Origin of the sequence: [Flexibacter] sp. ATCC 35208, from assembly GCF_001975825.1 — a bacterium.
Taxonomy (GTDB): domain Bacteria; phylum Bacteroidota; class Bacteroidia; order Chitinophagales; family Chitinophagaceae; genus Chitinophaga.
On the sequence record NZ_MTKN01000013.1, the window covers coordinates 13,649 to 28,384 of the forward strand.

At 43.7% G+C, this 14,736-nt stretch carries 3 protein-coding genes; all 3 read right to left on the reverse strand.

Annotated elements, in window-relative coordinates:
• Positions 1-52 precede the first annotated feature (52 nt).
• Genes BW716_RS10185 through BW716_RS10195 form a run of 3 tightly spaced genes read right to left on the reverse strand, consistent with a single transcriptional unit; the run spans position 53 to position 14,736 of the window.
• Complete coding sequence (locus tag BW716_RS10185; protein WP_083722436.1) at positions 53-6,769, reverse strand: non-ribosomal peptide synthetase; 6,717 nt, start codon at positions 6,767-6,769, stop codon at positions 53-55.
• A gap of 6 nt (positions 6,770-6,775) precedes the next feature.
• Complete coding sequence (locus BW716_RS10190) at positions 6,776-8,608, reverse strand: class II aldolase/adducin family protein (RefSeq protein ID WP_083722437.1); 1,833 nt, start codon at positions 8,606-8,608, stop codon at positions 6,776-6,778.
• Between the two features lie 14 nt (positions 8,609-8,622).
• Positions 8,623-14,736, reverse strand: coding sequence for a non-ribosomal peptide synthetase (locus BW716_RS10195; RefSeq protein WP_083722438.1), 6,114 nt, complete (start codon positions 14,734-14,736; stop codon positions 8,623-8,625).

A 14,736-nucleotide genomic window follows, 5' to 3' on the forward strand; every position in this document is an offset into this window, starting at 1 on the left:
AACTTATCTTTTTTTACCAGCCCCAATACAGGGCTGGTAAAAAAAGATAGTTTTAAAAGAATATGTTATTAAAGACTTCCCGGTATACCGCAAGATTTTGTTGCAGATTGTCCTGATCCAGCATAGCCGCATGTGAACCATAACCATTGTAAACTATTACCCTGCCTGCAGTTATTTCCTGCCAGGCCTGCTGCCGTTCTGTATTATGCCTGTTTTCAACAGAACTGATATAATAAATGTCTGCATTAATATAACCACTATCACAAAGCTGGTGGATAAACCTGGCAGAATTTTCAATATGCCTGCGCATCATTTCTTTTGTTGCCACACTGCTGTTTAGTACCATGGCTCTTGGATCTGCCAGATATTCATCAGCAATCTGACGGATCGTTTGTTCATCTATAGGTGAAGCTTGTATAAATCTCCTGGAGTCAAGAAATACCAGGGCTTTTACAATTCTTCCGGCAGCTTCCAAAGCGGAGGTTACATGATAACTCAAACTGCCTCCTGCAGAAAAACCACAGAATACCAGCTCTCCTTCCGGTTGTAATAACTGTACAATAGCAGCCATCTCCGCAATCGTATCGCCTTCAATAAAGTTAATGCCGATCACCCGGAAATCATCCAGGCAGGTGGCCAGTCCTTTGAAGCCAATCGCATATCCTACTGCCGGCGGGAAAAAGAAAACCGTTTTATCCGGGTTACCTTCCTTCAATATTACATAACCGGATTCTACTTTACTTTCAGTTCCGGAAATATATCGCCTGATCGTATCTGCAAAATCTTTCAGTACAGGGTCATGATACAGCTGAATAACCGGTAATAGAATGTCGTATTTTTTTTGAACAGCACTGATGATCCGGAATGCCTTAAGGCTGTGTCCCCCGGTTTCAAAGAAATTATCTGCTGTTGAAACCTGTATGCCCAGTTCACTTTCCCATAATTCAACCAGATAAGATTCCAGGTCATCCTGGGGGGGGATATTCACGGAGTCGTACATAATGTTTACAGGAGAAGGTAACTTTTCCCGGTCAACTTTTCCATTGCCGGTTAGTGGAATCTTCTCAACAGGCATATAATATGGAGGGATAAAATGTGCCGGTAAAGTTGCTGCCAGGAACAGCCGGAGTTCACTGGCCGGTACCTCCTGATCCTTAAATACAATATAGGCTACCAATGCCGGCATTCCCATTACGTTTACCGCAATAACACAAGCCTCCCTGATAGCGGCATGTTCCTGTAAGCGGCAAACAATTTCACCAGGTTCTATGCGATAACCACGAATCTTCACCTGGTTGTCTATCCTCCCCAAAAATTCGATATTTCCATCCGGCATCCATCTGCCCATGTCTCCGCTTATATATATTTTTCCTATGCCGGTTATAGGATCAGGTATAAATTTCTGACTGGTCAGTGCTTCTTTTTTATAATAACCTGCAGATACACCATCCCCTCCCACCAGTATTTCACCCGGCACTCCTGCTGCACAAAGCTGCATCTGTTTGTTAACGATATATACGGTTACTCCTGGTAGTGGTTTACCGATACAGGATTCTCCGCCGGCATGCAGGATTTCCTGATCGGTTACCTGGTGCCATGTAACATGCACTGTTGTTTCGGTAATACCATAGAGGTTGTAAAGTGCTACCTTATCATGTCCTTTGATGGATAACCAGCTGCGTAATTTAACGAAGTCCAGTATGTCTCCTCCAAAAATAACCAAACGAAGTGCTGTATTTTCCAGTGTCGCTGTTGTGCTGATCATGATTTCCGTCAGCTGATAAAAGGAAGCCGGTGTCTGGTTAAGTACAGTTACACCTTTGTTTATGATGAGATCAAGGAATGTGGTACCATCTCTTACCTGTTCCCTGCCCGGAATATATAATGAGCCCCCATTTACCAGTGCACCAAATATTTCCCATACAGAAAAATCAAATGCCGGGGAATGCGCCATTATCCATTTATCTGCTGCTGAGAAAGCGAAACACGCTTTCTGCTGCAGAAACAGATGGCTCAGATTGCGGTGCATTACCTGGCAGCCCTTAGGCTTTCCGGTAGAGCCGGAAGTATAGATGATATAAGCAATATCGTCTCCGTATATATCAGGAAATACGGCATCATCATTATTATGCTCAGGCAAATCTTCCATCAGTATTATGAGCGGAAAAAGTTGTTCCGTCAGATCCTCAATAAACCCCGCACTACTGATAATGGCCTTCACTTCGCTATCGGATGCGATATACATTTTACGTTCCGTTGGATATTCCACATCTACCGGCACATAAGCAGCCCCTGCCTGTAATACTGCGAGAATAGCAATCACAAGATCTGCAGAAGGTGGCAGGCAAATCAGTACCCGGTCTCCTTTCCGGATCTGATGGGTTTTTATCAGCCATCCGGATAGGCGGGCTGCTTTTTGCATCATTTCAGAATAGGAGAATATTTCTTTTGCATCTTCAAGTGCTGTGTTACGAGCATGAATCCGTGATATATTAGCAATGGCAGTCAACAGGTTGATAGCCGGATTAAATGCACCGGCAGATTGTCCTGCTTTTATCAATGCTGCGCGTTCTCCAGCAGATAGTATATCCAGTTTTGCAACCGGCAGGTTATCAGGAGCAATGATGGCCTCCATTAGATGCAACAGGTTAGCCGCTGTTTTTTCTATCAGTGTATCTGTATAGCGATGGCGGTTATACATAAAACTGATCATGAAGTTTTCTCCAGGATAGATCACAATGGCCAGCGGGTATCCTACCTGCCCGAATCCTTCTTTTGAAGTGATTGTTATTTCAGATTCGTCTACAGTACCAAGCGGATAATTCTCAAATACCATCACATGATCCAGTAAATCTTTTTTAAGTGCACTACACGACTGAATTTCTGCCAGTGAAAGATGCTGGTGCGCCTGTATGGAAGACAGGTAATTCCTTATGCGGGAGAACAATTCGCCGATACTGGTGTATTCATTCCAATGGATGCGGATAGGCAGTGTATTAATAAAAAGACCTAACAGGTCTTCCATCCCTTCCATATCTGCCGGCCTGCCGGAAACAGTTACCCCAAACACGACATCGGCCGTATTGTTATATTTCCCTAATAATATCCCCCAGGCCACCTGCATGAATGTACTGGGCGTAATTTTATGCTGACGACAGAATAACGCTATTTTACCGGTAAGTACTTCCGGTACTGTTAACGTATATTCAGCCCGGTCATATACCGTGCTGGTAACACTTCCGTTGGTGGCGGGCAGTGCTGCTACCGTTGTATAATCTTCCAGGTACTCTTTCCAGAATGAAAGCGATGCGGTATTATCTGCAACTCCTTTCCACTCCAGGAAGCGGGTAAAGGAGGTATACTTTTTCCACACAGGTGTAACACCTTTACACAATGCTTCATAACATTCCATCATCTGCTGCACAATAATCTGGAAGCACCAGCCATCCATGATGATATGATGATAGGACCATAACAACTGTGATTTCCCCTCCTGCAGAAATAGGGTAGCCCTGAGCAAAGGACCTGCTGTAAGGTCAAATCCTTCATTGATCCAGGCTGTTTTTGTGTGGCTAACCTGTTCTTCACTGAACTGCCGTAAGTCCACGATGTTCAGCACAGGTGCATGATCATCAGCAATTGTGCAGTAAAGTCTGAAATTTTCATCTTCTGCAAAACGGAGCCGCAGGATATCAAAATGTAATACTGCTTCCTGAACGGCCCTTTGCAGATGATGCGGTTGAATGTTTCCTGTTATTTCAAAATGCCTGATTATATTATTGGCAGCAGAGCCGGGGAATGCTTTATAATGGAAATACATGGCTTCCTGCATCGGCAATAATGCATAACGCCTCTTCTCAGGCTTCAGAAAAGCAGCAAGCGCCTGCACACTGGTATATTCAAAGATATCAGCCAACTGGCATTTCAGTCCCTTTTTATTTAACCTGGCTATTATCTGAATAGCTTTAATAGAATCTCCACCTGATTCAAAAAAATCACTTGATGCTACAATAGTAAGCCCCAGTATTTCAGACCAGGTGGTTGCTATCAGCGTTTCTGTTTCATTCATTACAGCATTACTACCAGCTACTTTATTGATTACCAGGTAAGGATCCGGGAATGCTGTATAATCCACCTTACCATTCGCAGTAACCGGTAATGTATTTATCCTCACAAAGAAAACAGGGAGCATATAATCCGGTAGTGTTTCAGATAGCTTTTTACGCCATAACTGGCTATCAATTTCTGTCGGGGATAAATAGTAACAAACAAGTTCTTCTCCAAATGACCGGGAAGGGATCAGCTTCAAAAAGATGTCCGTAATACCCTGCTGCTGTAATGCCCTTTTTATCTCTTCCAGCTCAACCCTATGCCCGTGTATCTTAACCTGTCCATCTTTTCTTCCATCCAGGAAAACAGTTCCATTCCCCATCAGGTAACCGGTATCCCCCGTATGGTATACACGTATCGTTTTTCCATTCAGTACTATGTTCCTGAATTTCTCCTGGTTCAGATCGTCCCTGTTATAATATCCTTTGGCCACCCCTGCTCCTGCAATAAGTATTTCACCTTTTTCACCGGGTACACAAAAGCGACCCTCATCATTCACAATATATACTTCATTTCCACTTACAGGCTTTCCTACAACAGGTTTATTGCCGAAAGACACCAGGGTTTCCGGTGTAATGAGATGAAAGAGCGTACCAATTGTTGTTTCAGTAGGACCATAGTGGTTCACAAAAGAGATGTCCTTTTTGATCCGGGAAAAGCGGGTAAGACCGGCTGTATCAATTTTCTCTCCTCCTGAAAAGATCAGTCGCAAAGCGGAACCTGCCAGTTCTTTTATATTCTCCGCCTGTAATAACAGATAAAATACGGATGGTGTAAGTTTTAGAAAAGTAATTTCCTGCTCCCGGATATAAGAGACCATCCATTCTGCCTGTTGCCGGTGTGCTGCAGGAACGATATGAATGGCAGCACCTGCCGTTAAACAACCCCATAAACTTGTATAGCCAAGATCATATGCATAGGATGCCTGCAGGATACTCTGATCTGTTTGGGTGATATGAAATGTCTGTTGCAGCCAGTTGGTATAATTCAGCAAATTTGCGCCTGTAATCATTACTCCCTTTGGTTTTCCTGTAGTACCGGAAGTATAGATCATATAAGCTGTTTCTGTGCCGTCAAAATCACAAACAGTTAATGGTAACCCATGATCCTGACAAAGCCCGGACAGGGCTGTTACTGATAAGTGAGACGTTTCCTGTATATCTGAAATAATGCATTTCACAGCTACATCCGACAGTATATGCTGTATCCTGGCAGGAGGATTACTACTGTCCAGGGGAACATAAGCAGCACCTGCTTTCATTACTGCCAGCAGCGCAACCGGCAGCCACTGATTTTCGTTCATCATTACGCCTACAAAATCACCTGCTTTTACATCGTACCTGTGTACCAGAGAAGCTGCTGCCAGGTCAGAATAACGGTTCAATTCATCATAAGTAAGATCGCCCGACAAAGAGCGCACAGCCATATTTCCCGGCACCCGGGCAGCAACAGCACGGAAGGCATCCACTACATGAAGGAAAGGAGCAGATGCTACTTCCCTTCCGGCAGCTACCTGTTCAGCAAAGGTCTGACGAAACAATGCCGTGCGTCCTGCCAGGCCTGCATGTTCATTTAATACGGATACGTACAGGCTCAACATCAACCGGATATCTTCCTCCCTGAAATAATCAGGATTATACCAGTATGAAATTTCCACAGACTTTTCCTGTTCTGTGATCTGGCATTTCAATTTTTCTCCCTGTATCCATTGAAATACTGTTTCTATAATATTTTCGGTGTGAATGTACCCAAACTGATAATCATATATTTTATCAGAGGTAGTGTATAACTGAAACGTTTTAATATTCTGGAGGTTATGATCCACATATTGAAAAAGATCAGGCTGGTCTTTTTTAATGGTAAAGGGCAATACCTTACTCAATAAGCCTACCGTGGAACTTAATTCATCAAATTCTCTTCCATAACATTCCAGGCCAACAGAAAATAATTCACTATCCGTCAGTAACTGCAATACTTCCAGGTAGGCACCCAAAAAGATGGTTTCAGGTGTGATGCCTATATGATTTGCTTTATCATATAACTGCTTGCATAACCGGAGGGGCAGGGACGTTGTACAGACTTCCGGCTGGCCAGCCTGCTTTCCGGAAGGAGTTTCATTACGCAATATCAGTTCACCATGAAGGTGTTGACGATTCCAGAAAGTAAGTGCTTCTGTGGCATCATCACTATCCAGTAACTGGTATTGCCATTCTGCATATTGCAGGTAACCGATCCCCTCTTCTTCCTGATGATCTTCTTCCAGCATATGCAGCAGCTGTTCCTGTAAAACCATCAGGCTGACTACATCTGCGGCCAGTGGATTCGCTTCCAGCAGGATCATGGTACCACCGGAAATCTCCTGCATGGATATGTACAGCAGAAACGATTGACCGTTATCTTCAGGCGACTGCCGTTGTGTAAATAGTACTTTCGTTTCACCACTCATGGATTGTAACCATTCTCCCTCATCACTTTCCTTTAGTATCAATCGAAAAATATCATACCTGTTCAACAGCGAAATAAATGTATCCTGAATATGTTGCGCTGTATAATGACCGGCAACTGAAAAAGACAATTTGCTATAGTTAAAACCTGATGGGGACGATAACAACAGGGATTGCTGCTGGGGGGACAACCTGTAGGTAAGTGCAGTAGTCATAAAATATTAAAGAGGTTTATATTGGATCAGATCAGGATAAAAACGTTCGGCTTTTCGCAGATACGCATCAAACTCTATTTGCATACTCATTGGGTTTGCAATCCATTGCCTGGTAAGCCTGGCTACATCCGGAGCAATAGGTAGCGGTGTTCCTGATTGCATGGCCATCAGGTTAGTGGTATAAGCCTGCTCTGCAGAAATCATCAGAATAGCAGCAGACTCAAGTTCTGTTCCCATTGTCAGCGTTCCATGATTCCGGAGTAAAAGCGTATGGTTATCCCCGGTTGCATGGAGCAATTGCTGCGCCTCGTTATCTGATAATACCGGACCATTATATTCATCATATAAAGCATGATCCTCAAAGAACATACAGGATGTCTGGTTGATGGGCGCTATAGGTAAGCCGAGTGATGTATATACGATGCCGTGGGGAGAATGGGTATGAACAATACAATGAATGTCAGGCCGGCCTTTATGCAGTGCTGCATGGATACAGAATCCGGCAACATTAACAGGATAATCGCCTGCTACAACATTGCCTTTGCCATCTACGGTAATGAGGTTATCCGGGGTTACCTCTTCAAAAAACAATCCGAATGGATTTACCCAGAAAAGATCTTCCTGTCCAGGAACTTTTAAGGAGATATGACCACTGATTCCTTCATCCAGTCCCTCCATAGCCAGTATCCTGTAAAGACCTGCCAGCCGGTAACGCAGCCACTCTTCGGTTTGAGGTCTTGCTTTCCGTCCAAAAAAAGCAGATGTATTTCTGCGGGCATTAGTTATAGCGCCGGCAGGTGTAACCTCCGGTTTCAGAGAAATAGGGTCAGACATCGCTACCAGTACCTTCCGGTTACCCGTAAAAGGTCTTCTTCCATGTGCGAAACGCATATTATCCAGTAACAACACATCATTGTTCTGCCAGGGAAATATAATCGAAGCTTTAGCATAGGCAGCTGCAATAGCATCCAGGTCTTCTTTGCTTAACACACTTCCATCTCCCAGGAAACTGTTCCTGGGTACGTTTGCTGCTCCTAATAATTCTATCAGTGATGTCCTGGTGACCTCATCCAGGCTCATGATATTAAAAAGATGCGCCTGGTTAAACCAGACTTTCTCTCCCGATAAAGGATGTACTGCTACTCCCTGAACAGTATAGGATGTTTGTAATACATCGTTTTCTTTCCAGCTGAAAGTCATCCCTTTCTTTTTACAAAGCATCTCCACTTCTTCCCTGCTATCCGTACCAAACACCTTCTGCCAGGGCAGATCTATATCCTTGTGGAATGTTCTCACGTAACTTACTCCCAGTTGTTCAAATTTATCTCTCAGGGCAACCGGCATCAGCCGGTATACCAGTGCAGCATCTGCAATAGGCGTTTCCCCGCCGGAAACAGCCGCTTCCCTGCTGTAAAACCATATTTTACCCGGCCACGTATCAGTATATGAATGTTCATTATGCAGCGGAATATGCCTTTCTTTTGGATATTCGGTAGAAGTGTATACTTTATCATTCACCTTTGTTCTTGGCGTTGATGGTTCTGTATAATCCAGCAACTTCCCTGCAAATGACTGGCATACCTGTTGGAAATCATCTTCATTGCCAACTTTAAAGCCCCTGAAAAGAACAGCACCGTAAGTGGTATATAATTTATCAACCTGTGGTTTATTGGCAATTAACCAGTCTTTTAAAGTGGTATTATTATCATTACAGGATAACACGGCATACTTTGTATGTTCAGTACCTCCCTGCATAATTTCCTGCTCTACGGTTTTGCCGGCTATAACAGGTTTTGGAACCGCACGTTTCAAGGATTGTAAAACATCTTCTTTTTTCATCTGTTCAGTTTTATTTATGATACACCTTTCAAATGTTTCAATAGTTCATGAGAACGGGATTTCAGGTTGACAGCAGATTCATCCCAACCGGTTAAAAAAAGCGATTCCACCTTCACGTCGTCCAATTCACAAACACGTTTCAGCATCATTTGCCATTGATTCGCATAAGTATGGATCACCGTTTGGGTATACATGCTTGTTTTATATTCAACATTGAGTGATAAACCTTCCCCGAGTGGTTGCACGGTAAAACTGAGATCAAACTTGCTTCCTTCCATTTTCACTTCTATCTCTTCAACTGCAATATCACCGGCATGTATATCCAGCGAAGAAAAATCGTTATATACAAACCGGGTATTGATATAATTCCCTAACTGTATCGCTCTGTCTTTTCTGAATAAGGCAGACAACTCATCAAATGGAATGGCGGCATGTGCCATATCAGCAGCCATACCTGCTGCAAAATGCTGTAAGGCTTCCCGGAGTGTAACCTGTTTATCAATATTTACAACCACAGGCATCATATTCACAAAAAATCCTACAACAGGCTCCATGGCACTGCTCGTCCTCCCCGATACAGAGGTGCCAATTATAAAATGATCATTGCCCGAAAGCCTGGATTGCAATAATGCAAAAGCAAACATCATTAGTTGAAATGTAGTGCATTTCCTTTCCAGGGCTGTTTGTATAACCAGACGTGAAAGATCGTCAGGCAGAATAAAATTCGAAGTGGCTCCCAATAAATTGTCTTCAGTTTTTACATGTGGAAAAGCGGCCTGCCGGATCTGTGGTCCAATTCTCGACAACCAGTATGCGGATGAGTCTTGCTGATTCCTTCCAGACATCCATTGTGCAAAATCTACATAACGTAAAGAAAGTGGAGGCAACGAATAATGATCTCCTTTTAGTTTTGCATTGTAAAGCAGGATCAATTCTGATAACAGGATAGAGATAGACCATCCATCCGTAATAATATGGTGCAGGTTGAATACGATATAAAAATCCTGCGGACTATTTTGCATGATCATGACACGGAATAACGGCCCCTGATTCAATATGAACGGCTGGTTACAGAAATCACCTGCCAGGGATTTAAATTCCTCTACGCTTTCAACACCATCTACATAATGCAGATAAGCAGCTGAAAGCAGTGTTCCTGATAATTTTACTACAGGACCATCATCATGCAGCACTATGCTTGCTCTCAGCTGATCATGACGCTGCACAAGGTAATCCAGGCATTCTTCAAGTAATGGTTTGTTTAAAGCAATCATTACCCTGAAAGCGGTGGTCATATTGTAGGAAATGTCCTGCGGTTCATTTGTCTGAAGCAACCAGAGCCTTCTCTGCAAAGGTGAAACCGCATAAAAATCGCGCTCCCCAGCCATTGGAATATCCTGATCAGCCGCTCTTTCAAGGGAGGTGATCAATGATGCAAGGTCGATCAACCGCGGGTTATTAAATACATCGTACAGATTGAGCTTTACTTTGAGCCGCTCCCGTATCCTGTTAATCAGTTTAATCGCTAACAGACTATGACCGCCTGAAAAGAAAAAGTCATCTTCAGGATGTACTACTTCAAGTCCCAGGGTTTCTTTAAACAACAGGGATAGCTGTTGCAATATAATGGTATCGGCAGTTGTATCCCTTGTAACGATCAATGGCACCGGCGTTTCAATTGCAGGCAGTTTAACTGCGATGAAAGTATCCAGTTTTTTAATATCTCCCTCCAGCAGTTCACAGAAAGTATCATACAATAATTGCGGGAAAGCCGCATCCACTTTTCCGGTAGCATATATCACAGAAATAAAAAAAGTTTCATGTTGCGCGGTAACTTCAATACTGAGATCAAATTTAGCATCCGTCTCAAGCTGCTTGTCCGGAAAATCACGTTCATCGTCATCCTGTGGTAATACCACGTAATTGAAAAGAATATTAAACAGGGGTTGTGTATTACCGGAGCCGGCTAACTTCTTATCCATCAGAATATGTGAAAGCGGATACCATGCATGTTGCATCAATGCTGTTAACCGCCTGCCTGTTTCCCGCATATATTCCCGGAAGGGAACCGCCGGCAGCAAATCTGCCCGGATGGGAAGCGTGTTTACCATAAACCCGGTAACCTCTTCCATACCGGCAATGCTCCTGTTGGAAACAGGAATACCACACGTAAAGCTGGCTTGTTTTGTTAAACGGGCTAATACTAACTGGAACACAGATAATATTACGGCGAAGTCTGTTACACCCAGATCTGCCGACAATGACCGGATCTTACCGGCGACACCGGCAGGAAATACATCCTGTAATGTATTTCCTGCAAACAATGAATCACCGGTAATAGCCGGAGCCGGCAACTGTAATGAAGCCGGCAATGCTTCCAGCCATGTGGCCCACCACGCTTTGTCGTTTGCATATTGCTCTCCCGGAAGATATGTTTGTTCATACCATTTTACCACATCATGAAACTGTAGGGAAGGCTGTGGAAGTACTTCCTGATGATATAACTGTATTAATTCCCGGAGGAATACAGTGTTGGAATACTCATCTGTAATAAGATGATGTATATCCATTAACAGGAAGAAAACACTATTTTGCTGCAACAGATAAAACCTGCACAATGGCGCCTGATCAATAGCTATTTTTTTCCTTTGCTGCCGGAATACGGCCAATGGATCTTCGCTATCCGGCTCCAGGTAAGTCAATCCTCCCACTATCATGAATGCATCAAATACTATATCTGCAGGAAGTATTTGCTGTTGCACATTACCATCAATTTGTACAAACCTGGTACAAAGAACAGTATGTCTATTCATCAGCCCTTTTATAGCCTGCAGCAAAAGCTGTTCATCCGGTTTTTCTTCCAGGCGGATCAGACCCGGAACATGGTAAGTACTACCAATATCAGGCAAACTCTCCAACACGTAAATACTTTCCTGTGCAGGAAGCAATGCCATTGCATCCTGCGCCGGAGAAGCTGTAACAATAGTTGCGGAGGATGGTTGCTGTTCTTTTATGAAAGCCGACAGGTCTTTCAGCGTGTTATGTGTTAATATATCCGGTAAGGAAACCTGTACATCAAAATTTCTTCTGATAGCAGACAACATCCTGATAGCGGTGAGGCTATGCCCACCATTGGCAAAGAAATCCTGTGCGGGGTCTACCTGCTTCCCGATCAGTTTTTGCCATATCTGCCTTAATTCAAGCTGTACTGCATCTTCCTGCAAACCGGCAGTGACGGGCACTTCATCTTTCAGTAATAAAAGTACCTCCTTACGGTTAATCTTTCCACTGCCCAGTCGCGGTATATGTTCCACACACTTAAAACCAGAGGGGATCATATATGCAGGAAGCCATTTGGCCAGTTGTTCCCGGATGCTAAGCAGCGGTATTTCATCTCCTGTATAAAGAGCATATAACATGGAAATTCCAGCCGCCTTTTTATGCAACAGGACAACGGCTTCCCGCACCCCTTTCAACAATAATATTTTTGCTTCAATATCACCGGGTTCTATCCGCTGGCCATTGAATTTGATCTGCTGATCTATTCTGCCCAGGTATATGAGATTGCCGGTATCACTCCACATCACAAGATCCCCGGTACGGTACATCCGCTCTCCTTTTACAAAAGGATCTGCCATAAACTTTTCCCTGGTCAGTGATTCTTTACCAATATAACCACGTGCCACGCCGACACCAGCAACCCATAGTTCGCCTGCTATCCACGGTGGCAGTAACCGGTACTGTTCGTCAAAGATATAAGCCCTGTCATTTAGCAAAGGCTTTCCGATTGGAATATATTTATAAGTTTCCGCTAAAGGAGAACAAACAAACCCGGTACAGTCCACCGTCGCTTCCGTTGGTCCATACAGATTAATCAGCAGGGTATTATGCTGCCGGTATAAGTAGTCATTAAACTGTAGTACTGCTCCAAAGGATAATGCCTCTCCACTGGAAAAAACATATTGCAGAGAAGCGCAATCGCTGGTATTACCTTCCTGTAACAGCATGTCCATAAACAGGGTCAACATAGAAGGTACAAAATGAATCACTGTAATCTGCCGCTCTTTGATCGTGCGTATCATCTCGTCTGGTGCACTTTCCTTCCCTGCTGCTAAAAAGAAAGTATTGCATCCGGAAAACAACCAGTGAAATAGCTCCCATACTGAAACGTCAAAACTGCTGGTGGTTTTTTGCAGGATGCAATCTGTTTGTGACAGTGGATACTCTTTTTGCATCCAGTATATCCTGTTCACCACAGCCCCATGCTCCACCACCACTCCCTTAGGGTTACCGGTAGATCCGGAAGTATAAATAATATATGCCGCATCTGCCGGTTCCAGGGCAACCACATCAATGCCGGATACATGCGGCTGTTGAATAGCAGATTCAATATCTATGTAAAGGTTATCTGCGCCAGTATTAAAAGAAAGTTTACCATACCCAAGCACCACCTTTGCCCCCGCATCCTGCATCATGTAGGAGATACGTTCTCCTGGTAACCGCATATCAATCGGCAGGTAAGTGGCTCCACGTTTAAAAACCCCCATGATAGCCACCATCAGCCATACAGACCGTTCGCAGCAAATAGCCACTACATCCCCTTTTTCAATGCCGGCGCCGGCCAGTGCAGACTGTACCGCATTACTGTACTGTTCTATTTCCTTTACTGTAAACCGGTGATTTTCATCTTCAAGAACAGCCGGCGACTGACGATTTAGCTGCGCGTAATAAATCGATAAAAGCGTTTCTTCTACCGGATAATCGCCTTTTGTATCATTGAAACTATTGATCAGTTTATTCGTATGGACATCCCCCCAAATGCTGATGTCTGAGAGCCGTAAACCATGACTAACAGCTGCTGCTACCTGGGTAGCCAGCAGTTCAATGTGTTTGAGCACCTGCACCATAAGTGCATCCGGATACCTGTCCGGGTTGTAGGATAGTCGCCATAAAATACCCTCTCCTACAGATATATGAACAGATAAGGGATAATTGGTACGATCAAATACAGTTGTTTCAAATACCTTATCATCGCGCTGGTTTTTCACTTCATCAAACGGGTAATCTTCCACTGCCAGTATATGATCAAACAGTGCCCCTTCTATTCCTGCCGCATGTTGAATTTCCACTACGGAACAATACTGATAGGGAAAGCTGCTGATCAGTCTCCCCGAAATATCCTTAAAATACTGATCCAGTAATAAGGTATCTTCTACCTGGAATGCGAATGGCATTGTATTGATACACATACCCACCACACGTTCGGCATCAGGGATGTCAATTTCACGTCCGGACACTGTTACACCCGAAACAACTTTTTGCCGGCGGCTGTATCGAGACAATAAAATTCCCCATATACCATATAAGATGGAATTAACGCTTACCCGGAGGTTTACTGCTGCCTGTTTTAATGCATTTGATACTTCCGTGTTTAAAATAGTTTGCAGGGAAACCTGCTGCATGCTAACGGAGGGCTGCATAAAAACGGGGGTTAAAGAAGCCACCGTAAAATCCGGTTCAATATCCAGGTGCTTTAACCAGTAAGCCGTTATCTCTTCCTGTTTCTGTGTGGCCAGCCAACCCGTAATACCCGTAAAAGAAACCGGCTTACCAGGTTGAAACTGCAGCCCGTTCTTTTCTGCGCGGTAATGACTGATCAATTCATGCATGATAATCGCATAACTCCAGCCATCAAGAATTATGTGGTGAAATGAAACCACCAGCTTTGAAACATCGCCCAGTTGTAATATCGCCACCCGGAACAATGGTCCTGACTGCAGCTCAAAAGAACGTAACCTGTCCTGTTCAAGAAATGTATCCAGGTATGCCTGCTGTTTAACCGCTTCATCCTTTTCCAGCGGGTGAACACTTAACTCCGGTGTCATACTTTCCAGTATCACCTGCACTGGCCGAACACCCTTATCAGCAATAAACTTTGTACGTAATGCATCATGCCGTTGAAATATGAAGGCAAGACTTTTTTCAAAACAGACTTCATCTATCTTACCAGGCAGGGTAAAACAATATTGCTCAAAATAAGCCTGATCATCCGTCTTTGCCAGGGAATGAAATAACAACCCTTCCTGCAGGGGTGTTAGTATTTGTATACTTTGAATATTATGCTGCAT

Bases quoted from the DNA above. Each gene is read 5' to 3' on its own strand.
- BW716_RS10195 (WP_083722438.1), bottom strand. From the start codon at position 14,736: ATGCAGCATAATATTCAAAGTATACAAATACTAACACCCCTGCAGGAA.
- BW716_RS10185 (WP_083722436.1), bottom strand. From the start codon at position 6,769: ATGACTACTGCACTTACCTACAGGTTGTCCCCCCAGCAGCAATCCCTG.
- BW716_RS10190 (WP_083722437.1), bottom strand. From the start codon at position 8,608: ATGAAAAAAGAAGATGTTTTACAATCCTTGAAACGTGCGGTTCCAAAA.